General features: G+C 71.8%; 26 protein-coding genes. 12 read left to right on the forward strand and 14 right to left on the reverse strand.

The features are described 5' to 3' along the window. Nucleotides 1-4: 4 nt before the first annotated feature. From ABT070_RS17270 to ABT070_RS17280, 3 genes are all read right to left on the reverse strand, one after another. Nucleotides 5-1,027, reverse strand: a complete 1,023-nt coding sequence (locus tag ABT070_RS17270; RefSeq protein ID WP_351760943.1) for an AAA family ATPase — start codon at nucleotides 1,025-1,027, stop codon at nucleotides 5-7. A gap of 120 nt (nucleotides 1,028-1,147) precedes the next feature. Further along, complete coding sequence (locus ABT070_RS17275) at nucleotides 1,148-3,412, reverse strand: VMAP-C domain-containing protein (protein ID WP_451101264.1); 2,265 nt, start codon at nucleotides 3,410-3,412, stop codon at nucleotides 1,148-1,150. Further along, nucleotides 3,409-3,915 (reverse strand): CU044_2847 family protein, encoded by a 507-nt coding sequence (locus ABT070_RS17280; RefSeq protein WP_351760947.1) that lies wholly within the window; start codon nucleotides 3,913-3,915, stop codon nucleotides 3,409-3,411. Before ABT070_RS17280 ends, ABT070_RS17275 begins: the two co-directional genes overlap by 4 nt. 234 nt (nucleotides 3,916-4,149) lie before the next feature. Between ABT070_RS17280 and ABT070_RS17285 the strand changes: the two genes are divergently transcribed. The 3 genes from ABT070_RS17285 to ABT070_RS17295 all read left to right on the forward strand — a co-directional run bounded on the left by ABT070_RS17285 (nucleotide 4,150) and on the right by ABT070_RS17295 (nucleotide 6,777). Further along, complete coding sequence (locus ABT070_RS17285) at nucleotides 4,150-4,329, forward strand: DUF6104 family protein (RefSeq protein WP_003992906.1); 180 nt, start codon at nucleotides 4,150-4,152, stop codon at nucleotides 4,327-4,329. A 167-nt stretch (nucleotides 4,330-4,496) separates the two neighbouring features. Further along, nucleotides 4,497-5,618 carry a DUF4097 family beta strand repeat-containing protein gene (locus tag ABT070_RS17290; RefSeq protein WP_351760950.1) on the forward strand — a complete coding sequence of 374 codons (1,122 nt, stop codon included), beginning with the start codon at nucleotides 4,497-4,499 and terminating at the stop codon, nucleotides 5,616-5,618. 1 nt (nucleotide 5,619) lies between these two features. Further along, nucleotides 5,620-6,777: a PadR family transcriptional regulator gene (locus ABT070_RS17295; RefSeq protein WP_351760953.1), complete on the forward strand. Its 1,158-nt coding sequence runs from the start codon at nucleotides 5,620-5,622 to the stop codon at nucleotides 6,775-6,777. Between the two features lie 140 nt (nucleotides 6,778-6,917). Here ABT070_RS17295 and ABT070_RS17300 read toward each other — a convergent pair whose 3' ends face one another. From ABT070_RS17300 to ABT070_RS17315, 4 genes are all read right to left on the reverse strand, one after another. Further along, nucleotides 6,918-7,517: a Clp protease N-terminal domain-containing protein gene (locus ABT070_RS17300; RefSeq protein ID WP_351760956.1), complete on the reverse strand. Its 600-nt coding sequence runs from the start codon at nucleotides 7,515-7,517 to the stop codon at nucleotides 6,918-6,920. Beyond that, on the reverse strand, nucleotides 7,517-7,726 hold the full coding sequence (locus ABT070_RS17305; protein WP_016437953.1) for a helix-turn-helix domain-containing protein: 210 nt from the start codon (nucleotides 7,724-7,726) through the stop codon (nucleotides 7,517-7,519). Before ABT070_RS17305 ends, ABT070_RS17300 begins: the two co-directional genes overlap by 1 nt. Nucleotides 7,727-7,883: 157 nt before the next feature. Continuing rightward, entirely contained in the window at nucleotides 7,884-8,849 is a 966-nt protein-coding gene (locus ABT070_RS17310; protein WP_020130734.1) for a zinc-binding dehydrogenase, read from the reverse strand. A gap of 487 nt (nucleotides 8,850-9,336) precedes the next feature. Next, complete coding sequence (locus ABT070_RS17315) at nucleotides 9,337-10,566, reverse strand: NAD(P)-dependent malic enzyme (RefSeq protein ID WP_351760958.1); 1,230 nt, start codon at nucleotides 10,564-10,566, stop codon at nucleotides 9,337-9,339. A 611-nt stretch (nucleotides 10,567-11,177) separates the two neighbouring features. Here ABT070_RS17315 and ABT070_RS17320 point away from each other — a divergent pair. From ABT070_RS17320 to ABT070_RS17330, 3 genes are read left to right on the forward strand one after another with little or no spacing between them, the layout of a single operon-like run. Then, entirely contained in the window at nucleotides 11,178-12,140 is a 963-nt protein-coding gene (locus ABT070_RS17320; protein ID WP_351760960.1) for an ABC transporter substrate-binding protein, read from the forward strand. A 39-nt stretch (nucleotides 12,141-12,179) separates the two neighbouring features. Further along, complete coding sequence (locus tag ABT070_RS17325; RefSeq protein WP_351760963.1) at nucleotides 12,180-13,151, forward strand: amino acid ABC transporter permease; 972 nt, start codon at nucleotides 12,180-12,182, stop codon at nucleotides 13,149-13,151. Further along, on the forward strand, nucleotides 13,148-13,909 hold the full coding sequence (locus tag ABT070_RS17330; protein ID WP_351760966.1) for an amino acid ABC transporter ATP-binding protein: 762 nt from the start codon (nucleotides 13,148-13,150) through the stop codon (nucleotides 13,907-13,909). Before ABT070_RS17325 ends, ABT070_RS17330 begins: the two co-directional genes overlap by 4 nt. 118 nt (nucleotides 13,910-14,027) lie before the next feature. Here ABT070_RS17330 and ABT070_RS17335 read toward each other — a convergent pair whose 3' ends face one another. After that, nucleotides 14,028-14,903: a class I SAM-dependent methyltransferase gene (locus ABT070_RS17335; protein WP_351760969.1), complete on the reverse strand. Its 876-nt coding sequence runs from the start codon at nucleotides 14,901-14,903 to the stop codon at nucleotides 14,028-14,030. A 100-nt stretch (nucleotides 14,904-15,003) separates the two neighbouring features. On the opposite strand from ABT070_RS17335, the gene ABT070_RS17340 reads away from it, so the two are divergent. Continuing rightward, the gene (locus ABT070_RS17340; RefSeq protein WP_351760971.1) at nucleotides 15,004-15,633 is read left to right on the forward strand and encodes a CGNR zinc finger domain-containing protein; all 630 of its coding nucleotides are present in this window, start codon (nucleotides 15,004-15,006) and stop codon (nucleotides 15,631-15,633) included. Here the strand turns inward: ABT070_RS17340 and sodX are convergent. Continuing rightward, on the reverse strand, nucleotides 15,537-15,971 hold the full coding sequence (sodX, locus tag ABT070_RS17345) for a nickel-type superoxide dismutase maturation protease (RefSeq protein WP_351761445.1): 435 nt from the start codon (nucleotides 15,969-15,971) through the stop codon (nucleotides 15,537-15,539). The two genes, ABT070_RS17340 and sodX, sit on opposite strands and share 97 nt — an antisense overlap. A gap of 145 nt (nucleotides 15,972-16,116) precedes the next feature. Here sodX and sodN point away from each other — a divergent pair, with 145 nt between their 5' ends. The 4 genes from sodN (at nucleotide 16,117) to ABT070_RS17365 (ending at nucleotide 18,283) form a co-directional block, all read left to right on the forward strand. Beyond that, nucleotides 16,117-16,512, forward strand: coding sequence for a superoxide dismutase, Ni (gene sodN, locus ABT070_RS17350; protein ID WP_351760974.1), 396 nt, complete (start codon nucleotides 16,117-16,119; stop codon nucleotides 16,510-16,512). A gap of 157 nt (nucleotides 16,513-16,669) precedes the next feature. Then, complete coding sequence (locus ABT070_RS17355; RefSeq protein ID WP_351760977.1) at nucleotides 16,670-17,071, forward strand: helix-turn-helix transcriptional regulator; 402 nt, start codon at nucleotides 16,670-16,672, stop codon at nucleotides 17,069-17,071. 10 nt (nucleotides 17,072-17,081) lie between these two features. Beyond that, nucleotides 17,082-17,495 carry a VOC family protein gene (locus ABT070_RS17360; protein WP_054242786.1) on the forward strand — a complete coding sequence of 138 codons (414 nt, stop codon included), beginning with the start codon at nucleotides 17,082-17,084 and terminating at the stop codon, nucleotides 17,493-17,495. Then, complete coding sequence (locus ABT070_RS17365; protein WP_351760980.1) at nucleotides 17,492-18,283, forward strand: VOC family protein; 792 nt, start codon at nucleotides 17,492-17,494, stop codon at nucleotides 18,281-18,283. The genes ABT070_RS17360 and ABT070_RS17365 overlap by 4 nt, the downstream gene beginning before the upstream one ends. A 74-nt stretch (nucleotides 18,284-18,357) precedes the next feature. Here ABT070_RS17365 and ABT070_RS17370 read toward each other — a convergent pair whose 3' ends face one another. The 3 genes from ABT070_RS17370 to ABT070_RS17380 are packed head-to-tail and all read right to left on the reverse strand — an operon-like array spanning nucleotide 18,358 to nucleotide 19,866. Continuing rightward, on the reverse strand, nucleotides 18,358-18,936 hold the full coding sequence (locus ABT070_RS17370) for a histidine phosphatase family protein (RefSeq protein WP_351760982.1): 579 nt from the start codon (nucleotides 18,934-18,936) through the stop codon (nucleotides 18,358-18,360). Between the two features lie 25 nt (nucleotides 18,937-18,961). After that, the gene (locus ABT070_RS17375) at nucleotides 18,962-19,234 is read right to left on the reverse strand and encodes a hypothetical protein (protein ID WP_351760985.1); all 273 of its coding nucleotides are present in this window, start codon (nucleotides 19,232-19,234) and stop codon (nucleotides 18,962-18,964) included. A gap of 47 nt (nucleotides 19,235-19,281) precedes the next feature. Further along, nucleotides 19,282-19,866: a dihydrofolate reductase family protein gene (locus ABT070_RS17380; RefSeq protein ID WP_351760987.1), complete on the reverse strand. Its 585-nt coding sequence runs from the start codon at nucleotides 19,864-19,866 to the stop codon at nucleotides 19,282-19,284. Between the two features lie 122 nt (nucleotides 19,867-19,988). On the opposite strand from ABT070_RS17380, the gene ABT070_RS17385 reads away from it, so the two are divergent. After that, nucleotides 19,989-20,594, forward strand: a complete 606-nt coding sequence (locus ABT070_RS17385; RefSeq protein WP_351760990.1) for a TetR/AcrR family transcriptional regulator — start codon at nucleotides 19,989-19,991, stop codon at nucleotides 20,592-20,594. Nucleotides 20,595-20,717: 123 nt separating this feature from the next. On the opposite strand, the gene ABT070_RS17390 is transcribed toward ABT070_RS17385, so the two are convergent. Both ABT070_RS17390 and ABT070_RS17395 read right to left on the reverse strand, forming a co-directional pair. After that, nucleotides 20,718-21,830, reverse strand: a complete 1,113-nt coding sequence (locus ABT070_RS17390; RefSeq protein WP_451101251.1) for a family 2 encapsulin nanocompartment cargo protein polyprenyl transferase — start codon at nucleotides 21,828-21,830, stop codon at nucleotides 20,718-20,720. Then, nucleotides 21,827-23,233: a family 2B encapsulin nanocompartment shell protein gene (locus ABT070_RS17395; RefSeq protein WP_351760993.1), complete on the reverse strand. Its 1,407-nt coding sequence runs from the start codon at nucleotides 23,231-23,233 to the stop codon at nucleotides 21,827-21,829. The genes ABT070_RS17390 and ABT070_RS17395 overlap by 4 nt, the downstream gene beginning before the upstream one ends. Nucleotides 23,234-23,270 lie beyond the last annotated feature (37 nt).

Below are 23,270 nucleotides of genomic sequence, written 5' to 3' on the forward strand. Positions count from 1 at the left end.
GCCCTCACCTCGGGCGGTCGAGTCGCTGGATGAGCAGGTCGGCCAGGCGGTCACGACTGGGCGGCGCGGCCGCGTCGGTGAGGTAGATCGCGTTCAGCAACTGGTCCGCCGCGAGGAGTTCGCTGCGCGAGCGCTCCAGGAACCGCGTGATCAGGTCGTCCCCCGCGCGCGCCGCCTCGTCACCGAGATGCGCGCGTACGAAGGTGGCGAGCCGGTTGTGGTCGGGGCGCCCCAGCTCCAGGTGGATGCACCGGCGCATCAGCGGGGCCGGGAAGTCGCGCTCCCCGTTGCTGGTGAGCACGACGAACGGGAAGGCACGGCAGCGCACCCGGCCGTCCCGCACCCGGACCTTCACCCCGTCGGCGGTCAGCACCTCCGCCTCGCCGTCCGGCAGCCGGTCGGCGATGCGCTCCAGCTCGGGGATCGCGAACTCGCCCTCCTCCAGCACGTTCAGCAGGTCGTTGGGCAGGTCGATGTCGCTCTTGTCCAACTCGTCGATGAGCAGCACGCGCGGGGTGTCGGAGGGCAGCAGCGCGGTGCCGAGCGGTCCCAGCCGGATGTAGCTGCCGATGCCCTCGACCGCGCCCGGCGAGCCCGCCGCCGACCCGAACCCGCCCTGCGCGGCGATCTGCACGTCCTGGAGCCGGGCGATCGCGTCGTAGTGGTACAGCCCGTCCTGGAGCGCGGAACGGCTGACGATCGACCAGCGCAGCACACTGCCGAGGCCGAGTTCGTACGCCACCGAGTGGGCGAGCGTGCTCTTGCCCGCGCCGGGGCTGCCCGTGACGAGCAGGGGGCGGCGCAGATAGAGCGCCGCGTTGATCATCTCCAGCTCCTCGGCGCCCGGCCGGTGCAGTTCCGCCAGATGCCGGTGCGCGCCGAGCCTGCGGTCCTGGGACCCGTCGCCGGAGCCGGCCGCGTCCCGGCTGGTGAAGTCCCGCCAGGGGGGCGGGTCGGGCAGCCGCTCGATCCCCTCGTGCGGTTCGCCGGCGCCTCGGTAGATGAGCCACTCACTGGATTCGGTCATGATCCGGTCCTCGTCACTCGTCCACCGCCGCGGCCGTCCGAACGTGCTTCACGTTATCCATCCTGGAGGTGCCTGGTAAGGGGCCGTCCAGCCCCGCGGGCGGGTGGATTCAAGGGGGGCTCAAGGGGCCTCCAGCAGGTCTCCGGTTCCGGGCAGCGGCTGGTGGGGATCGTCGTACAGGAGGGCGACGCCGTCGGCCCAGAACGACTCCGTGCGGCCCGCGCGCAGCCGCATCCGGAGATCGTGCACGGCCTCCGGCAGGTACTGCGCGCTCGGTGGCTCGGCGATCCCGTCGATGGTGCCGCGGTGGAACTCCCCGCAGACCGCGTCGGCCCGGCCGCGCCGCCGGCGCCACAGGGCCACGCCGTAGCCGCCGAGCACGATCCGGGCGAGCGCCTCCGCGTCGTCCTCGTAACGGAGGTCGCCGTAACGGCAGAGCACCGGGACGGTCCCGTGCGACAGGGCGCGCAACTGCTCCACGGTGGGTACGGGTTTGCGCAACCCCTCGTCGCAGTCCAGGACTTCGGCCTTGGCGCGGTGCGCGTGCAGCCATCGCCACCGGGCCCGGCGCTCCGCGTCCAGGTCGTCCGGATCCTCCAAGTCGTCGGCGCCGTCCGCCTCGTCGGCTTCGGCCGTGCCGTCCGGTTCTCGCCCGCCGTACGCGCCGAACGCCTCGTCGGGCAGCAGGTCGCGGTCGGCGCAGCGCACGACGACCGGCCGCAGCGCGCCCAACGGCTCCTGCCCTGGCGCGAGTTGCCAGTTGTCGACCTCCAGGCCGAGCAGCGCGTGCGGCAGCGCCACCTGGAGGAGCGCGGGCCTGCCGGGCTCGTCGCAGTGCCGGAAGGCCTCCGCGAGCGGGCCGGCCAGATGTGCGGGCAGGTCGGCCAGCGGAGTGCGTTCGGCCTCGTGCAGCCGGACCACCTCGCCGCCCGGCGCGGCCACGGAGACCGACCAGTCGCAGCGGTCCGGCTCCCAGCCGCGCCGCACCAGTTCGAGCAGGGCGGAGGGCCGGGCCACACTGCCGACGGAACGGGCACGCGCGCGTGCGTGGGGCCCACCCCGCCGGTGCTGGCCGCGCCCGCCGGTACCGTCCGCCGGACGGACGCCGCCGGAGACCGTGTCGGGGGCGTCGCGCTCCGCCTCGTCCCGTCGGCGCAGCCGATCGATCCGCTGCTCGGCGAGACCGGACCGGTAACGGGCGCCGAGCCGCTGCGCCGCCTGCCACACCCAGACCCACAGCGCCTTCTCGGCGTCCGGGGTGCTGGGCACGACGAACGGGCGCGGAGCGGACATCGCGCGCATCGCGTAGTCGAGGACGAGTTCCAGTGCCCCGTCGTCACTCGCGCTCTCGTACAGCGCTCCGAGCCCGTCGCGCCAGCCGCGGGGCGCGGGCAGCGGGGTGAGGGCCTGGAAGTCGGGGAGGGAGTCGAGGATGTCCAGCAGGCCGCGGGTGCTCTCGGGCGGCGGGAGCTCGGCGAGCCGGCCCAGCAGCTGGATCCGCTCGTCCGGGCTGAGGGTGCGGCCCGGCCGCGCGCCGAGCCTGCCCTGTACGTCGGTCCAGGTCTGGCGCCGGGAGGCCGGGTGACGCTGCCGGTCGCGGTGGTAGCGGTCGTGGGCGTGGAAGACCGCCTGGTAGAGGTCGCTGTGTTCGGCCGGCACCGCCTCCGCGGCGACCCGCAGGGTGCGCAGCTGTTCGATCCCGGTGGACGTGCCGCCGGGCCGGTGGTCCGAGCGCGCCTTCAGTACGCCGATCACCTCGCCGCGCTCGGGATCGATCACCGGACCGCCCGAGACGCCGTACGGCAGGTCGTTGTCGCCCAGCCGCATCTGCACGTCCGAGGACCAGCCGCCGATGGTGCCCTGCACGGTGAGCGTGCCGTCCAGGACCTGCAGACGGCCCTCGTTCTCGGTCCAGCCGGCGTACAGCACCCGGCCCTCGCCGTAGTAGGCCGCCGGACGCTCGGAGACGTACACGCACTCGTGGTCGTCGACGGGTTCGGTGAGCTGGACGAGGGCGAGGTCCGGGGCGGGCCAGTTGCCCGCGGGCAGGGGCCGTCCGGCGCGGTCCGTCCGGCCGGCCGGGTCGGCCCGGTCGGGAAGGGTCGCCACCACCCGGCCGGGGGCGGTGGCCGTGCCCCGCCCCGGTGCCGTCTCATACACCACCGCGACCTCGCCCCCCTCCCCGCCGCAAGCCACATGTGCGCAGGTCAGAACCCAGTTCGGGGCGACGAAGAAGCCACTCCCGAGGAACGTGTCGGGCTCCTCCAGGGCATACCCGACGACCGGGCGATGAATGCGTACGGTCGCCGCCACGACGAGTCCACGCAGCGCACGACGGGCCGCATCGAACGCGTTCGATGCGCCCGGGGCGTGCCCGCCCGTCATCCCGCGCCCCCGCCCACGGTGCCGTCGGCGCCCCCGTGCATCGGCGCGCCGGGGGACGCGCCCGCGCGCCGGACCCCGTCCTCACCGGACGATGAGCCGTCCCGCGCGCGGGAGTCCGCGCCGGGGCGCGCCGACGGCGGTGCGTCGAGGTCGGGTGGCCCGCCGTTCCAGGTGAGCGTGACCGTGATGCCGGCCTTGGCCTCCCCGTCGGCGAGCAGACCCACCACCTTCCCGGCCTTGGCGGTCAGCTCGATGCCGAACTCGACGCTCACCTCGTCGGGCCGCACCGCGCGCAGCGGTTCCGCCAGCGACCGCGCGACCCCCGTGACGAGCGCGTGCAGGCTCTCCACGCTCGCCTCCACCCGCTCGGCGAACCCGGTGTCGCTGTACGACAGCCGACCGGACGGCGCGGCCAGCTCCCCCGCCCCCGAGATCCGGGCCCAGACGGGCGTCCCGTCCGGCAGCGCGATGCGCGCCACCCGCGTCATGTCCTCACCACTCATGGCACTCCCCCGTCGTCCCCAGCCCCCCGGTCCCGCCCGTCGGTGCGCGGGCCGGCCGCGGGGTTCCGATCGCACGAGGGTCCTGGCGACCCGCGGGACGCCGTCCCCCTGCGCCTATCCTTTTCCTGTCCCCTCCCCACCGGAGAGCGGATCTCTTCCTCCCCTCGCAGGAACAAGGGTCCTTCCCCCGAGGGGGGATCCCTATCCCTGCGACCGACCCACGGAGCACGATCCATGTACTTCACCGATCGCGGAATCGAGGAACTCGAGAAGCGGCGCGGCGAGGAGGAGGTCACCTTCGAGTGGCTCGCCGAGCAGCTGCGGACGTTCGTCGACCTGAATCCGGACTTCGAGGTGCCGGTGGAGCGGCTGGCGACCTGGCTGGCGCGGCTGGACGACGAGGACGACGAGTAGGCGGTGCACGGCTGTTCGCGTGGAGGGGCGCCCCGAGGGCGCCCCTTTTGCGTGCGTGCGGTGATCACCGGAACGGGTGCCTTGACTTTCACCGTCCGCGATATATCGTGTTTTACGGGAGACGCGATATGGCGTGTCGTGTCGCCGCCGTGGAGGAGGTCCGCACCATGTCCGAGTGGTCCGTCGCCGAGCCGAGGAAGCTCTCCTTCGACGAGCCCGTGAGCGAACTGCGCGTGCGCATCGTCGACGGCACCGTGAACGTCGTGGGGACCGACGAGGGCCCCGCCCGCCTGGAGGTCTCGCGGATCGAGGGACCGCCCCTGGTGGTGAGCCACCGCGGCGGGAGCCTGACGGTGGCGTACGAGGACCTGCCCTGGAAGGGCTTCCTGAAGTGGCTCGACCGCAAGGGCTGGCGGCGCAGCGCCGTGGTCTCGCTGGCCGTGCCCGCCGGTACCCGCGTGGAGGTGGGCGTGGTCAGCGCCGCCGCGGTGGTCTCCGGCATCGAGGGCCGGGCCGAGGTGAAGGGGGTCAACGGGGACACGACCCTGGTGGGGCTCGCGGGTCCGGTACGCGCGGACACCGTCTCCGGGAGTGTGGAGGCCCAGGCCCTCACCGGCGACCTGCACTTCAACTCCGTGTCCGGCGACCTGACCGTGGTCGAGGCGGGCTCCTCCGTGAAGGCCGACTCCGTGAGCGGGTCGATGATCGTCGACCTCGATCCCACGAGCCGCCCCACGACCATCGACCTGACCAGCGTCTCGGGCGAGATCGCCATCCGGCTGCCCCATCCGGCGGACGCGCGGGTGGAGGCGAACACCGCGAGCGGCTCGGTCTCCAACGCCTTCGAGGACCTCCGGGTCAGCGGCCAGTGGGGCGCCAAGCGCATCACCGGCCGGCTGGGCGCGGGCAACGGCAGCCTGAAGGCGACGACGGTCACCGGCTCGATCGCCCTGCTGCGGAGGCCCCCGACGGAAGACGGGCCGGTCGCCCCGACGGCCGACGCGGAAGACGCGGACGACGCGTGGCACGAAGAGCGGAAGACGCCGGAGACACGGGAGACGCGGGAGACGAAGACGGCGACCGACGCCCCGGAGCAGACACCGACGCCGGCGGCGGAACCGGGAGCGGCGGCAGCGGCGGAACCGGCCCCGGCCCCGGCGGCCGGTCCGGAGGGTGAAGCGCGCTCGGGCCGGCCCGCCGACTCGGGGGACAATGCCGTTTCCGGCCCGGGCGGCGAGAGCTACTCCGGCGACCCGGCCGACAGCACGACCGACAAGAAGGTGCTCTGACATGCCTCCCGTCTTCGCCCACGGCCGTCTCCGCCTCTACCTGCTGAAGCTGTTGGACGAAGCGCCGCGCCACGGCTACGAGGTGATCCGCCTCCTCGAAGAGCGCTTCCAGGGGCTCTACGCGCCGTCGGCGGGCACGGTCTACCCCCGGCTGGCCAAGCTGGAGGCCGAGGGACTGGTCACCCACACCAGCGAGGGCGGCCGCAAGGTCTACGCCATCACCGACGCGGGCCGGGCCGAACTGGCGGACCGCAGCGGCGAACTGGTCGACCTGGAGCTGGAGATCCGCGAGTCGGTCGCCGAGCTGGCCGCCGAGATCCGGGCCGACGTACGCGGCGCGGCGGGCGACCTGCGGCGCGAGATGCGGGCGGCGGCCACCGAGGCCCGCCGGAGCACCGGGGCGAGCACCGGGACGGGCTCCACGGACCCGGGCGAGCACGGTGAGTACGGGGAGTACGGCGACAAGGAGTCGTGGCGCGCCGCCAAGGAGGAGATGCGCCGCGTCAAGCAGGAGTGGAAGGAACAGGCGCGCCGGGCCAAGGACGAGAGCCGCCGCGCCCGCGAGGAGGCCCAGCGGGCCCGCCGCCAGGCCAAGGAGGCGCAGGAACGGGCCAGCACCCAGGCCCAGGAAGAGGTGCAGCGCATCGCCCGCCGGGTCCAGGAACAGGTCCAGGACCACTTCTCCCGGGGCGACTGGCCCACCGGCGTCCGCGAGGGCCTGACGGAACTCGCCAAGGAGTTCTCGGACTTCGGCAGGGAGTACGGCAGGGACTTCGGCTTCGGCCGCACCAGCACGACGGGCTCGACGGGTTCGACGAGCTCGACGGGCTCGACAACGACGGCTGACTCGACGGCCACCACACGCCCCGAGGACTCCCGCACCCAGGAGGACTCCCGTACCCCGGAGGACTCCCGCGCCGCCGCGTACTCCCGCACCCAGGAGGACTTCCCCGCCGAGTACGAACCGACCTGGGCCCACGAGGACACCGGCGGCGATCCGGCCCGCGATCTGGACCGCCTGCTCGACCGCTTCCGGGACGACATCCGGGACGCGGCCCGCGACCACGGCGTCACCGGAGATCAACTCCGCGAGGCGCGCCGCCACCTGTCCACGGCGGCGGCGCACATCGGGGTGATCCTGCGAGCGCCGAAGCCCTGACGCTCCGGCGCCGCCACAAGGCGGACGGACGGCAGGCGGCAGACGGCAGACGGCAGACGGCAGACGGCAGACGGCAGACGGCAAACTGTGAGCGGCGAGCGGCGCGAGCGACGCAGGCCGCGAGCGGCAGTCAGGCCCGCTCAGCCGGCCTTGGCCTCGGCCGTGGTCCCGGGCTCGCCTCCTCGGCTGTCGCCGTACAGCACCCGGGTGAGGGACGCGTGGGTGACACCGTGGTCGGCGAGGATCTCCGCGGGGACCCCACGTCGAGTGGTGAGGGCGATCAGCAGATGCTCGTCGCCGATGTGCCGCTCGCCGTGGGAGACGGCGACGCGCAGGGTGCCGGTGAGCAGGTCCTTGGCCCCGCGGCTGAACGGCCGCCGCCCGGACCTTCCGCCGAAGAGGCCACCCCGGCCGGCGGCGGCCAGCGCTCCTTCGCCGTGCGTCTCCTCGACCCGGGACACGATCTGCGACAGGTCGATGCCCAGCCCGGACAGGGCGTCCGCGTCGGCCCGGGAGAGTCCGCCGCGGCGGCGCGTCTCGTCCAGGTCCCGCACCAGCCCCGCCCGTCCACCGGGCGGCAGACCGAGCGAGGCCAGCGCGAAGGAACCACGACCGCCCTCCCGGTCGAGCAGGGAGAGCAGTACATGTGTCTCCTCGACCCGCGCCGCCCCCTCCCGCTCGGCGTGCCCCACCGCGCCCTCGACCACGGCACGGGCGTCCTTCGTGAACCGCTCGAACATCAATGCCTCCCGTACTTCTTGTGCACGGCCTGCCTGCTGACTCCGAGCTCCGCGGCGATCTCCTGCCACGACCAGCCCTGATTGCGCGCACTGCGCACCTGCACCGCCTCCAGCTGTTCCAGCAGCCGGCGCAGTGCGGCGACGGCGCGCAGTCCGACCCGTGGATCACGGTCTCCGGCGCGCTCGGCGAGATCCGTTGCTTCGGTCATGACGTCAACTTACGTTGACACGTACGCCATGTCAACCAAAGTTGACGCGCACCGCATGCGAAAGGCGGGCCCGGACCTCCGGACCCGCCTGCCGGCCATGGCGGAAAGCGCGGCCTCGGCCTCGGCTGAGGACTCAGCCGAGGACTCAGCCGAGGACTCAGCCGTTGGTGAGCACGATCTTGCCGAACTGATCACCGGACGCGAGCCGTTCGAAGCCCTCACGGGCCCGGTCGAGCGGCAGCACCTCGTCGATGACGGGGCGCACGCCGGTGGCGGCACAGAAGGAGAGCAGGTCCTCCAGTTCGTCCTTGGTGCCCATGGTGGAGCCGACGACCTTCAGCTCCAGGAAGAAGATCCGGGTCAGCTCGGCATGCGAGGGCCGGTCACCGCTGGTGGCGCCGGAGATGACGAGCGTGCCGCCGGGCCGCAGGGACTTCACCGAGTGCGACCAGGTGGCCGCGCCGACGGTCTCGATGACGGCGTCCACCCGCTGCGGCAGCCGCGCACCCGGCTCCACCGCCTCGACGGCGCCGAGCTCCAGGGCCCGCTTCCGCTTGGCCTCGTCCCTGCTGGTGGCGAAGACCCGCAGCCCGGCCGCCCGGCCCAGCACGATGGCCGCCGTGGCGACACCGCCGCCGGCGCCCTGGACGAGGACGGAGTCACCGGGCCGTACCCCCGCGTTGGTGAAGAGCATGCGGTACGCCGTCAGCCAGGCCGTGGGCAGACAGGCGGCCTCCGCGAAGGAGAGCTCCTTGGGCTTGGGCAGGATGTTCCAGGTCGGCACGGCGACCTGCTCGGCGAAGGTGCCCTGGTACCTCTCGGTGAGGATGGAACGAGGCTCGTCGGGTCCGACACCGTGCCCGGTCTGCCCGATGACGGAGTGCAGGACGACCTCGTTGCCGTCCTCGTCGACCCCGGCGGCGTCGCAGCCGAGGATCATCGGCAGTCGGCCCTCGGGGAGTCCGACGCCCCGGAGCGACCAGAGATCGTGATGGTTGAGGGAGGCGGCCCTGACATGGACGGTGCTCCAGCCAGGCCGGGCCTCGGGGGCCGGGCGCTCCCCCAACTCCAGGCCGGAAAGCGGCTGGTCGCGGTCGATTCGGGCGGCGTAGACGGCGAACATGCAGCCGACGATAGGGTCCGCCGACGGCAAGCGAAACCGGACGCCACTGTGAGACATACCCTCTTGCGCTCCCGCCCCCACGGCACCGCCCGACCACCGGCCGGCTACATCCAGCCCGCCCCAGGCCGCAGATCGAACACCGGCCGGGCATATCCGAGCCACCCCACGGCGCCGATCGAGCACCGCTCGGGTACATCCAGCCCGCCCCACGGCACCGATCAAGCACCGGTCGGCAAAACCAGCCCGCCCCAGGCCGCAGATCGAGCACCGGCCGGGAAAAACCAGCCCGTCCCAGGTCGCCGATCAAGCACCGGCCGGGAAAAACCAGCCCGTCCGGCGATTGAGGACGAGGCCCGTTCAGGGCCGAAGCAGGGGTACGGGGGCGGCAGCCCCCGGGGACGGCGCCTCGTCATCACCCGATCGGGCGGGCGGGTGGGCAAAAAAAGGTGGCCCCGCCGAAACCGACGGGGCCACCCACAGTCACGCGTCAGCGACGAGCAACCCCTTCGGCACGAGCAGCCGCGGCAACCGCCGCGGTCACCGCAGGAGCAACCCGCTCGTCGAACGGCGACGGAATCACGTAGTCCGCCGCGAGATCGTCACCGACGACCCCCGCCAGCGCCTCGGCCGCCGCGATCTTCATGCCCTCGGTGATCCGGGACGCCCGCACCTGAAGCGCGCCCGCGAAGATCCCCGGGAACGCCAGCACGTTGTTGATCTGGTTGGGGAAGTCCGACCGCCCGGTCGCGACGACGGCCGCGTACTTGTGGGCGACGTCCGGGTGCACCTCGGGCGTCGGGTTGGCCATGGCGAAGACGAACGCGCCCTTCGCCATCGAGGCCACCGCCTCCTCCGGGACCGTACCGCCGGAGACGCCGATGAAGACGTCGGCGCCCGCCAGCGCCTGCTCCAGCGAGCCGCTCAGCCCGGCCTTGTTGGTGAACCCGGCCACCTCGCGCTTGACGTCGGTGAGGTCCGCGCGGTCCGCCGAGACGATGCCCTTGCGGTCGGTGACCGCGACGTCCCCGATGCCGGCCTCCACCAGCATCTTGGCGATGGCGACTCCGGCCGCGCCGGCGCCCGAGATGACCGCGCGCAGCTCGCCGATGCCCCGGCCGCTCAGCCGCGCCGCGTTGCGCAGCGCCGCCAGCGTCACGATCGCCGTGCCGTGCTGGTCGTCGTGGAAGACCGGGATGTCGAGCGCTTCCTGGAGCCGGCGCTCGATCTCGAAGCAGCGCGGCGCCGAGATGTCCTCCAGGTTCACACCGCCGAACGAGGGCGCGAGGCGCACCACGGTCTCGATGATCTCGTCCACGTCCGTGCAGGCGAGCGCGAGCGGAACCGCGTCCACACCGCCGAACTGCTTGAACAGAATCGCCTTGCCTTCCATGACCGGGAGGGAGGCCTCCGGGCCGATGTCACCGAGCCCGAGCACGGCCGTGCCGTCGGTGACGACGGCGACGACGGACGACTTCCACGTGTAGTCGTTCACCAGCTCCGGACGCTCCGCGATCGCGGTGCACACGCGCGCGACGCCGGGAGTGTAGGCGAGGGACAGGTCGTCCTTGTCGCGAACCGGGACGGTGGCCTGCACGGCCATCTTTCCGCCGCGGTGCAGCGCGAACACCGGGTCGAACGAGTCGAGGGGCTCCGCACCGCCCTCCTTGCCCGTTCGGTCGGCGCTCTCGCTGCGAGGATTGACGATCTCCGCTGCCACTGTGTCTTACCCCTTAGGTCTGCATGGTTTGAGGGTGGCCACTCCTGATTGAGAAGTGGGCGGGCATCGCGCGGGTCCCAGAGGTGATGCGTAACGGGCGCCTGCGCGTCGGGCGCGCCGCACACGCGCCCTGAGCCCCGGATGAGGGGTGTAAAAATCCTTCTTACCGGACGGAGACCACAGCCGACGAGTCCATTCCGTGCAAGGTCACATGGCTCACTCTGTGGACCTTGGACAGCGGTCACCTTGAGTGACATGACTCATGCGCGAAGTCTCGCCAAGCTCCCGAGAACCCTTGACACGGGCTCAGGTCGGCGAACAGGGCGCGCGCCGAGCGAGCGCATCATGAGATCAACCGAAGATCTTTCGGCCGGAACGGGAGATTCCCGCAGATGGTCCGGCTCCGCCCGGTCGTGATGTACCGGACTGATGCGGTTCGGGGGTCGCCCGTTATCCGATTTTGACATGGCTGGCCCCCTGAATGGCGTAGTCCGAATGGCAAGATGCCGTAATCACACGAGGTCGCGACACCCGAAGGTGTGTGTTGTCGTCGACTCATCGGCATTTGTCGACCCATCGGCATCTCCATCCACTCGCCGGAGGAATCCACCATGACCGCAAGCTCCACCCGACGCACGACCGCCGCGCGAACCCGCCTGGCAGCGGTCGGATCCCTCGCGGTCGCGGGCGCCTTGCTGCTCACCGCCTGCGGAGACCAGACCGAGGGCGGCGGCAGCTCCTCCGAGTCGTCGAGCGGCGCCGACAAGGCTCCCCTCTTCTCGAAGCTCCCGGCCGACATCCAGAAGGCGGGTGTCATCAAGGTCGGCACCAACGCCGAGTACGCCCCGATGGAGTCCGTCGAGGGCGGCAAGATCGTGGGCGTCGACCCCGACATCGCCGCCGCGCTCGGCAAGCAGCTCGGCGTCGACTTCCAGTTCACCTCGGGCGGCTTCGACACCCTGATCACGGCGGTCAACACCGGCCGCTACGACGTCGCCATGTCGTCGATCACGGACAACAAGCAGCGCCAGGAGGGTCTGGACGACAGCGGCAAGAAGCTCGGCACGGGTGTCGACTTCGTCGACTACTTCACCGCCGGCACGGCCATCTACGTCCAGAAGGGCAACCCCAAGGGCATCAAGACCATCGACGACCTCTGTGGTCAGACGGTCGCGGTGCAGCGGGGCACCACCTACGAAGAGGCCCTCCAGGCGCAGTCCAAGACCTGTACCGAGGGCGGCAAGAAGGCCCTCAAGATCGAGTCCTTCGAGAACGACACCGAGGCCCAGACCCGCGTGAAGTCCGGCGGCGCCGTGGCCGGCGTCAACGACTACCCGGTGGCCGTGGACATGGCCCGCAAGGCGGGCAACGGCAACACCTTCGAGGTTCTCGACAAGCAGTACGAGGCCGCTCCGTTCGGCATCGTCGTCAACAAGAAGAACACCCAGCTGCGTGACGCCCTGAAGGAGGCCGTCGACGCGATCATCAAGGACGGCTCCTACCAGAAGGTGCTGGAGAAGTGGGGCGCCGAGAGCGGCGCGATCAAGGCCTCCGCGATCAACGGCGGCAAGTGATCCACCCGCACCTCTCGAAGTCTTCGAAGGGCAGTCCCCATGACTGACAAGCTCGACAAGTCCTCCGCGGGCGGCGCACCACCCGAGGACACCCCGCCGGTGGCCGGGGACTCGGCGTTCTCCGGCCCGCCGGAGGCCATCAAGGCCATCCCGGTGCGCCACTACGGCCGCTGGGTCAGCGCCGTGATCGTCATCGTGCTCCTGGCGCTGCTGGTCAACGCCTTCGCGAACGGCGACATCCAGTGGGACACGGTCGGCGACCAGCTGTTCAACTCGACCGTCATCGCGGGCGCCGGGCGCACCCTGCTGATCAGCGTCCTGTCCATGGTGCTGGGCGTGGTCCTGGGTGTGCTGCTGGCCGTGATGCGGCTGTCGAAGAACCCGGTGACCAGCACGGTCGCGTGGCTGTACATCTGGTTCTTCCGCGGCACCCCGGTGTATGTGCAGCTGCTGATGTGGTTCAACCTGGCACTGATCTTCCCCGTCCTGAACCTCGGTCCGATCTACAAGGACGAGATGACGGACGTCATGACGCCGTTCATGTGCGCCCTGCTCGGACTCGGTCTCAACGAGGCCGCGTACATGGCGGAGATCTGCCGGGCCGGCCTGCTGGCCGTGGACGAGGGACAGACCGAGGCCTCGCACGCGCTCGGCATGAGCCACGGCAAGACGCTGCGCCGGATCGTCATCCCGCAGGCGATGCGGGTGATCGTGCCGCCGACCGGCAACGAGTTCATCAACATGCTGAAGACCTCGTCGCTGGTGTACGTGGTGACGTACAACGAACTGCTCCGCTCGACCTCGGTGATCGGCTCCTCGTCGTTCGCCGTGATGGAGCTGCTGTTCGTCGCCTCCATCTGGTACCTGGTCATGACCAGCATCTTCAGCGTCTTCCAGTACTACCTGGAGCGGTACTACGCCCGCGGTTCGAGCCGCAGCCTCCCGCCCACGGTCTTCCAGAAGATCCGGGCGAACCTGCTCTCGATCGGCCGCGAAAGGAGTGCGTCATGACCGCGATGGTGAAGGCCGAGGGCGTTCACAAGTCCTTCGGCGCGGTCGAGGTCCTGAAGGGCATCGACCTGGAGGTCAAGAACGGCGAGGTGTTCTGCCTCATCGGCCCCTCCGGCTCCGGCAAGAGCACGTTCCTCCGGTGCATCAACCATCTGGAGAAGATCAACGCCGGACGGCTGTACGTCGACGGCGAGCTGGTCGGCTACCGCCAGAAGGGCGACAAGCTGTACGAGCTCAAGGACAGCGAGGTCGCGCTGAAGCGCCGGGACATCGGCATGGTGTTCCAGCGGTTCAACCTGTTCCCGCACATGACGGCGGCCGACAACGTCATCGAGGCCCCGGTCCAGGTCAAGGGCATCAGCAAGGCCAAGGCGAAGGAGCGCGCGAAGGAGCTTCTGGACCGCGTCGGCCTCGCCGACAAGGCGGGGAGCTACCCCTCGCAGCTCTCCGGCGGCCAGCAGCAGCGCGTCGCCATCGCCCGCGCCCTGGCGATGGACCCGAAGCTGATGCTGTTCGACGAGCCGACCTCGGCGCTCGACCCGGAGCTGGTCGGTGACGTCCTCGACGTCATGCGCGACCTGGCCGAGTCCGGCATGACGATGGTCGTCGTCACCCATGAGATGGGCTTCGCCCGCGAGGTCGGCGACAGCCTGGTCTTCATGGACGGCGGGGTGGTCGTGGAGTCCGGCAACCCGCGCGACGTCCTGACCAATCCGCAGCACGAGCGGACGCAGGCGTTCCTGTCCAAGGTGCTGTAGCGGCACGGCGAACGAGGAGCACGGGAAAGGGGCGGTACGGGATTCCCGTACCGCCCCTTTCCGCCGTTCGGGACGTATCAGCGCCGGCTGGCTTGTTCCCGCCGGTCCGCGGGCGCGGTCACCTCAACGCCAGCAACAGGGTGTCGGAGGGTGACGCCCACACCGGCCGAGCCTCGCTGAAGCCCTGTTCGAGCAGCACGCGAGCGTGCCAGGAGGCGGAGGGCATGTCGCCGTCCGCGTGCTCGCCGTAGATCTCGAAGCGGCGGGCGGTCGGCCCGGCGAGGACGGGGTCCTTGGCGGCGAGCTGCCACCATTCGGCCCAGTCGAGCACCCCGTCGGCCCTGGCCTGATCCATACGGGCGTGGCGCTGCGCGCGCTCCGCCGCGTTGATCCGGGGCGTCGTGTCATCGATCATGTGGTCCGCGTTCATGAAGACACCGCCGTCGCGGACGAGTTCCGCGACCTGACCGTAGAGGGCGGCGAGGGGCTCGCTGTGCAGCCAGTGCAGGGCCGTGGCGGTCAGGACGGAGTCGTACGCGTCGTACGGCAGCCGGGCCGGCCAGTCCGGGTCCTTGAGGTCGGCCGTCACGAAGGTGACGCGGTCGTCGCCCTCGAAGGTGCCCTCGGCGATGGCGAGGAGCGCCGGGTCGAGGTCGACGCCGGTGCTGGTCGCGCCGGGGAGGCGGGCGAGCAGCCGGGCGGTGACGGTGCCGGTGCCGCAGGCGAGGTCGAGGACGCGCGGGGCGGGCCCGACGAGCCCCTCGACCATGTCGAGCATGATCCGGAAGCGCTCCTCGCGGTCGGGCATGTACCACTCCTGCTGGCGGTCCCAGCTCCGCTGCCAGGCGGCCCAGTCGGCCCGGTCGACGCCGCTCGTGGCACCGCTCGTGGCACCGTTCGCGGCACTGACCGTGGCACCGTTCGCGGCACTGACCGTGGCACCGTTCGCGGCACTGGCCCCGGCGCCGTTCGTGGTCGTCTGCGCGTCCGTCATCGCAACCCTCCGCCGCATTCGTCGCGTAATACCCTGGAAGCACGAACGGCCGTTACCCCGCCCGCATCCCGACCATAGAGCGCCCTCGTAAGGACTACAAGTGGAACTGGCCTATTACTCGGATTACGCCGTGCGCCTCGTCAACAGCGAGGAACCGGCCCGGGGCAAGGACGCGCTGACCTCGGTCGAGGCCGTCCGCGCCCTCTTCGGCGGCAACCAGTCGGCGGGCCGTCGGGCCACCGACGCGGACGTCACCCGGTTCCGCTCGGTCCGGGCCCGCCTGCGCGCGGTCTTCGAGGCGGCCGACGGCGGCAACGAGACCCTCGCGGTGGACCTGCTGAACTCGCTCCTGCTGGAGTTCCCGGTGAGCCCGCAGATCTCCGGCCACGACTTCCGCGACGACGACGGCCGCCCGCTGTGGCACATGCACCTGGCCGACCACCCGTCGAACGCGACGGCGGGCTACGCGGCGATCGCCGCCATGGGCCTGGCGTTCCATCTCACCGAGTACGGCGTCGACCGCCTGGGCCTGTGCGAGGCAAGCCCCTGCCGCAACGCCTACCTCGACACCTCGACCAACCGCTCCCGGCGCTACTGCTCCGACCGCTGCGCCACCCGCGCCAACGTGGCCGCCTACCGCGCCCGCAAGCGCCTGGAGGCGGACCGCACGGCCAGCACCGGCCTGGCCGCCGACAGCGCCCAGCGGGCCACCGCCAGCGGCGAGCGCTGACCGGGCTTCAGCGGGCGGTAGCGCAGCCGCACCTTGCCCAGGATCAGCTCGTCGGGGACGGTCCCGTAGTCGGTGCTGTCGCCGCCGGCGTAGGTGTTGTCCCCGCGGACCCACCACCCGCCCTCGCGGCGCTCCGCGGCCCGCTTGACGACCAGCAGGTCCTGCTGGAACGGATGCCGCAGCACGATCACGTCACCGGCCCGGACCCGGGCCCCGTACTGCACCAGCAGCCGGTCCCCCTGGTACAGCGTGGGCACCATGGACGGGCCGGTCACCTCGGCCAGTCCGAAGAGCGCGGCGGCCCTCGCGCTCTCGGTCTCCTGCGACAGCTCCGGCATCGCCGGCACCTCCCCGGTCTGTTCCTCCACCAGTCTCAGTCTGACCCCGGACTTTTGTCCTAAGCCCATGGGGGCACTCGCGAAAAGCCGTCTCCCAGGGAGTAATGTCCCACCTGAGAAGACGATCACGAGGAAGGAACGCTCCATGCTTTCCCGCCTGTTTGCCCCCAAGGTCAAGGTCAGCGCACACTGCGACCTGCCCTGCGGTGTGTACGACCCGGCCCAGGCCCGCATCGAGGCGGAGTCGGTGAAGGCCGTCCAGGAAAAGATTGCCGCCAACGACGACCCGCACTTCCAGGCGCGCGCCACCGTCATCAAGGAACAGCGTGCCGAGCTCGCGAAGCACCACGTCTCCGTGCTGTGGAGCGACTACTTCAAGCCCCCGCACTTCGAGAAGTACCCCCAGCTGCACCAGCTGGTCAACGACACCCTGAAGGCCCTGTCGGCCGCCAAGGCCTCGACGGACCCGAAGACCGGCGAGAAGGCCCTGGAGCTCATCGCCGAGATCGACAAGATCTTCTGGGAGACCAAGAAGGCCTGATCTTCACCCGGGCCGCCCGTCCTGCGCTTGCGCCGGTCGCCACGCCCACCTGTCCGCACCCGGTCCATGGGCCGCCGAGCTCGGCGTACCCCACGGTCCGGGTGCGGTCTCCTTTTCCGCCCCTCCCGGACGTCGCCCCGCGTGCGATGCTGGCCCCGTGACCCTCGAGGACCTGAGACGGCTGCGGCAGGCACGCGACCGGATGGACCGTGAGTACGCGGAGCCGCTCGACGTCGCCGGGCTCGCGCGCACCGCGCTGATGTCCCCGGGCCACTTCCAGCGCAGCTTCCGCGAGGCCTACGGCGAGACGCCCTACGGCTACCTCATGACCCGGCGGGTCGAGCGCGCCAAGACCCTCCTGCGCCGCGGCGACCTGACCGTGACGGAGGTCTGCATGGCGGTGGGCTGCACCTCGCTCGGCTCGTTCAGCTCCCGCTTCACCGAACTCGTCGGCGAGACCCCGAGCGCGTACCGGGCGCGGTCGCACGAGGCCGGCGCGGTGATCCCGTCCTGTGTGGCCCGGACGTACACCCGCCCGCGGCGCGGCCGGCCCACCTAGGCTGGACGCCATGGACCTCAAACTCCACCAGTGTTTCGTCGCTGTCGACGACCACGACAAGGCCCTGCACTTCTACGTCGAGGTGCTCGGTCTCGAAGTGCGCAACGACGTCTCCTTCGAGGGGATGCGGTGGGTGACCGTCGGGTCACCGCTCCAGCCGGACGTGAACCTCGTACTGGAGCCGCCGGGCGCGAACCCGGACTTCTCCCCCGCCGACCGGGAGGCGATGGCCCGGCTGCTCGCCAAGGGGGTGCTGCGCGGGGTCATCTTCACCACCGCCGACTGCGACGCGCTGCACGCGCGGGTGCGGGAGGCCGGCGTCGAGGTGCTCCAGGAGCCGACGGACCAGCCCTACGGGGTGCGCGACTGCGCGTTCCGGGACCCGGCGGGCAACATGCTGCGCTTCATGGAGCGGACCGGATGAGCCGACCGATCCGCTGGGCCTACGCCTTCGTCGACCGGCCCGCCGGCGGCTTCGCGCGGGCGTGCGACTTCTGGACCACCGCCACGGACATGTCCCTGTCCGAACCCCGGGGCGGGGACGGGGAGTTCGTCACCCTGCTGGCGAAGGGCGCCGACGCCTGCGTGAAGGTCCAGGCGGTCACGGAAGGCGACGGCGGCGCGCATCTCGACCTCGCCGTCGAGGACGTGCCCGCTTTCGTCGCGGCGGCGCTGGAACTGGGCGCGGAGACGGCCGCGGCGCACGACGGCTGGGCCGTACTGCGCTCCCCGGCCGGGCAGTTGTTCTGCGCGGTGCCGTGGCAGGGGGAGTCCGTGCGGCCGCCCGTGGTGGCCGGCAGCCGTCTCGACCAGGTGTGCATGGACGTCCCGCCGTCCGCGTACGAGACCGAAGTCGGCTTCTGGAGCGCCCTGTTGCCCGACTGGTCGGCCCGGCCGGGCTCCCGGCCCGAGTTCCACGTGATCGAGCCGCCGCCGGGACTGCCGGTCCGTGTCCTGCTCCAGCGGCTCGACGAGGACGGCGCCGTCCGCGCCCATCTCGATCTGGCCTGCGGCCCGGACGTCGACGCCGTACGCGCCCGCCACGAGGGGCTCGGCGCGGTCCTCGTCGCCCGGCATCCCCACTGGACGGTGATGCGCGACCCGAGCGGCAGCCTGTACTGCCTGACCGGACGCGACGCGGAGACGGGCGGGCTGCCGGGCGGGCCGCCACGAGCCGGTTCCCGGACCACCGGACCGACGTCCGACCACTGACCCACCGGCTGACCCGCAGCCTGACCCACCGACCGACCCGCGGACCGACCGCGCGCCGCCGATCGGCGAACCGTCTACGGTCCCTCGCCCAGCGGCGCGCCCACCCGCAGGTTCCATCGTCCCGCCCGGCCGCTCAGGTCCACGGCGGTCAGCGGGCGGACGTCGAGGCGCCAGAAGGCCGGTTCGGGCAGGCCAAGCGCACGGATCAGCAGGGCTCGCACGACGTCGGGTTCCACCACGGCGGTCACCCGGCCCGGTACCCGGGCGATGTCCTCCAGCCAGGCGCCGGCCCGGTCGCACAGCGCCCGTACCGTCTCACCGCCGTGCGGGGCGTGTGCCGGGTCCGCCAGCCAGGACGCCACCGCGTCCGGCTCGGCGGCCGACACCTCGGTGAGCGTCCGGCCGCGCCAGCGGCCCACGTCGAGAGCGGCGGGCGCGGGTATCCGGGGCGCGGGCAGGCCCAGCGCCTCGGCGGTCTGCCGGCACCGGGCGGAGGGCGAGGCCGCCGAGCGGTCAGCGCCGGGCAACAGCGCCGCGGCCGACCGGGCCCGGCGCACCCCGATGTCGTCCAACTCGCAGCTGCCGTCGTCGAATCGCGCCTCGCGCAGGGCCGAAGTGATCGCCGGTGAGATCAAGGTCACTCGGCTGGTCATCGGTCTCGGTCTCCGCTCGGTGGGGTCAGGAGGTCGGGGCGGTCGGGGCCCCGGGCTCCTCTTCGGTCTCGGCGGCCTCGTGCCCGGTCTCGGCGGCATCGTGCCCGGTCTCGGCGGCCTCGTGTGCCGTCCCGGCGGCCTCGTGCCGGCCGCCCGGTTCCACGTACGCCTCGCACCGCGGGTTGTGACACGGGCCCGGCACCCAGCGCGGGACCCACGCGCCCAGCGTCTTGTGTCGCCGGACGACGGACTGCACAGGCTGCCCACAGGTGGGGCAGACGCGTTGTTCCCGGTCCATGCCCTACAGAGTAGGGCGGCCCGGACGCGAGCGCCCCCCGCCGTACGTCAGCGTTCCCTGCCGTACGTCCGTACGACCGCGCCGTTGCCGAAGGAGCGCACCCCGCCGAGGGTGAAGCGGGCGGCGTCGAAGCCGGCGCCGAACATCGGCATGCCGGTGCCGTAGACGACCGGGTAGGTCTTGATCACGAGCTCGTCGATCTCGTCGAACAGCTCGCCGGCGATACGGGAGCCGCCGCACAGGTAGATGTCGAGGCCGCCGTCCTCCGCCTTCAGCTCGCGGACCTTGTCGAGCAGGCCGTCCGCGATGATCTCGACGTCCGGGGAGGGCGACGCACCGAGGGTGCGCGAGGCGACGTACTGGCGCAGGTGCGCGTACGGGCTGACGACGCCCTCCTTGAGCGCCAGGTCGTAGCTGGCCCGGCCCTGGACGATCGTGTCGAACCTCTTGTTCGCCAGGTCGTCGACGCCGAGCGCCCGGCGGCCTCGGGTCGGCACGGTCTCCGGATAGTCCGCCTTCAGGAAGCCGAGGAACTCCTCGTCGACGTAGGGGAACATCGCCGCGGCGTCGCCGTTCACGTCTCCGATGAAGCCGTCGACGGAGCAGGCGATGAAGTACGTGAGCTTTCGCAAGTGGGGGCTCTTTCCGTAGGCTGCTTCCGAACCACTCCAGTTGTAGTACTTCAGTTGTAGTGGTTGCAAGCGGGTTTCCCGGTGTTTCGGGAAACGGAGCCAAGTGAGAGAGAAGGTTCCGCATGGCCGGAAATCCGGAGCGCCGGGCGGCCCTGGTGGACGCCGGGGTGGAGGTGCTCGCGCGTGAGGGCGCGCGAGGGCTCACGTTCCGCGCGGTGGACTCGGCGGCGGCGGTGCCGGTGGGCACCGCCTCCAACTACTTCACCGGGCGCGACGACCTGCTGCGGCAGATCGACGCCCGGCTGCACGTCCGGCTGGCGCCCGACCCCGAGGTGCTCGGCGCGCTGCTGGCGCGGCCGCGCGACCGTTCCCTGGTCACGGCGTTCATGCACGACCTGATGGCCCGCGCGACCGGTGACCGGAGCGGCTACCTCGCCCTGCTGGAGATGCGCCTGGAGGCCACCCGGCGCCCCGAGCTCCGCGCCTCCTTCACCACATCGGTGCGCGGCGACCTCGAGTACGGCATGGACTTCCACCGCGAGGCCGGTCTGCCCGGCGGCGACGAGACCGTCGTCGTCCTGTACCTCGCGATGCTCGGGCTGATCCTGGAGCACCTGACCCTGCCGGGTGTCCTGGACGGCGTGCTGCCGGGGGTGGGGGTGCCGGAGGGGCTGGTCGAGCGGATCGTGGCGACGGTGGTCCCGGACGGCGGCGAGGGACCCGCGTAGGCCGCGGCACGGCGGCGGGTCCCGCACACCGTGGGGATGTGCGGGACCCGTCGGCCCTTCCCCGGGCAACAGTGCGGCGTCCGGCTTCCACGGTCGCCGCTCGTGCTCGGCCCGGTCAGGTCCTCACGTACTGCGCCGGGTGACGAACTCCGCCAGGGACAGCAGGCCGCCCGCCGACTCCGGGTCCGGGATCGCCCGGGCCAGTTCGTGCATCGCCCGGGCCATCCGGTCGGCCGCCTGCTCCTGCGCCCACGCGCGGCCGCCGGCCCGTTCGACGGCCAGCGTCGTGCGGTCCAGGTCGGCCGGGTCGTACGGCGCCGCGTACAGCTCGGCCAGTTCGCCGGCCGCCGGGGTGCCGGAGGTCAGCGCGGCGACCACCGGCAGGGACTTCTTGCGGGCGGCGAGATCCGCGCCGGCCGGCTTGCCGGTGTGCCGCGGGTCTCCCCACAGGCCGATGACGTCGTCGATGAGCTGGAAGGCGAGCCCGGCCTCCCGGCCGAACGCGTCCAGCGCGTCCACGTCCTCCTCGGCGGCCCCCGCGTACAGCGCGCCCACGGCGCAGGCGCAGCCGAGCAGCGCTCCCGTCTTGGCCTCGGCCATGACGAGCACCTCGTCGAGGGTGATCTCGGCGGGGCCGCGCTTCTCCATGGCCGTGTCCGCCTGCTGGCCGGCGCAGAGTTCGACCACGCAGGCCGCGACCCGGCCGACGGCCGCCGAGGACGCGGGATGCGGATCCGCGGCCAGCAGCCCCAGGGCGAGGGCCTGCAGGGCGTCCCCGGCGAGGATCGCGTCGGCGTCGCCGAACACGGTCCAGGCGGTGGGGCGGTGCCGGCGGGTGGTGTCCCGGTCCATCACGTCGTCGTGCAACAGCGTGAAGTTGTGGACCAGTTCGACCGCCGCGGCGGCCCGCAGCGCCCCCGCACGGGCCGCCGGGCCGCCGAGCGCGCCGGCCGCGGCGAGCACGAGGGCCGGGCGGATCGCCTTGCCCGCGTTGCCCGCCGCCGGAGTGCCGTCCGCGTGTTCCCAGCCGAAGTGGTAGAGCGCGACCCGGCGCATGGAGCCGGGCAACGAGTCGATGGCCGCGCGCAGTTCGGGGTCGACCGACGCCCGTGAGCGCTCCAGGATCACCGACGCGTCGTGCCCGTCGGCCGGCCCCGGACCGCTGTCGCCCTGACTGCCGATGAGCCCCCGCCCTTCGCGCGCCTCACCCCGGTACCGCGTGGTGGCGGAAGTCACCGCCAGCGGCCGATCTCGACGTTCTCCAGGACGCCCAGCGCGTCCGGCACGAGGACCGCGGCCGAGTAGTAGGCCGTGACCAGGTACTTGATGATGGCCTGTTCGTTGATGCCCATGAACCGCACGGACAGGCTCGGCTCGATCTCGTCCGGGATGCCGGACTGGCGCAGCCCGATGACGCCCTGGTCCTCCTGGCCCAGACGCAGCGCGATGATGGAGCTGGTGCGGGCCTCGGTGACCGGGATCTTGTTGCACGGGTAGATCGGCACCCCGCGCCAGGTCGGGATCCGGTTGCCGCCGACGTCGATCGTCTCGGGGACCAGCCCGCGCTTGTTGAGTTCACGGCCGATCGCGGAGATCGCGCGCGGGTGGGCGAGCAGCATCTTGGTGCCGCGCCGCCTGCTGAGCAGTTCGTCCAGGTCGTCCGGGCTGGGCACGCCGTCGTGCGGCTGGAGCCGCTGGTCGTACTCGCAGTTGTGCAGCAGCCCGAACTCCCGGTTGTTGACGAGCTCGTGCTCCTGGCGCTCCTTGAGCGCCTCGACCGTCAGCCGCAACTGCTGCTCGGTCTGGTTCATCGGCTGGTTGTAGAGGTCGGCGACGCGCGAGTGGATGCGCAGGACGGTCTGGGCGATGCTCAGTTCGTACTCGCGCGGCCGGGCGTCGTAGTCCACGAACGTGTGCGGGATGTCCGGCTCACCGGCGTGACCGGCGGCGAGGTCGACCTCCTTCTCGCCGTACTTGTTGGTGCGCTGCTCGGGGATCGCGCGCAGCTCCTGGAGGTGCGCGCTCAGCGACTCGGCCCGCTCCGCGACCTGCTCGACGTCCTGCCGGGCCAGGATCAGCACCGTGCAGGCCGTGTCCGCGCGGGCCGTGTACTCCCAGATGGCGTCCGCGTCGAGCAGCGCCTGGTCACCGAAGTACGCGCCGTCCGCGAGGACGCCGAGCACCTGGTCGTCGCCGTAGGGGCCGGTGCCGACCTTCTCGACGCGGCCGTGCGCCAGCAGGTAGACCTCGTCGCTCTGGCTGCCGAAGGAGGCGATGACCTCGCCAGGGCCGAACTCCCGCTGCCGGCAGCGCTGGGCGAGTTCCCCGAGCACCTCCTCGTCCTCGTAGTCGCGCAGCGCGGGCAGTTCGCCCAGCTCGGCCGGGATGACCTCGACGCGGTCGCCGGTCTTCACGAACGTGATGCGGCCGTCGCCCACCGCGTACGTCAGACGCCTGTTGACCCGGTACGTACCGCCCTGCACATCCACCCAGGGCAGATTCCGCAGCAGCCAGCGGGAGCTGATCTCCTGCATCTGCGGTGCGGACTTGGTCGTGGTGGCCAGGTTCCGCGCGGCCGCGGTGCCGAGACTCTGCTGCGGCTTGCCCGAATCCGCGCGGACCTCTTCGCCTACCGACATGAGAAATGCCCTCCCGATTCATGCACGGGCGCCGAAC

The sequence above is a fragment of the Streptomyces sp. NPDC002884 genome (genome assembly GCF_040295245.1).
Classification (GTDB): Bacteria; Actinomycetota; Actinomycetes; order Streptomycetales; family Streptomycetaceae; genus Streptomyces.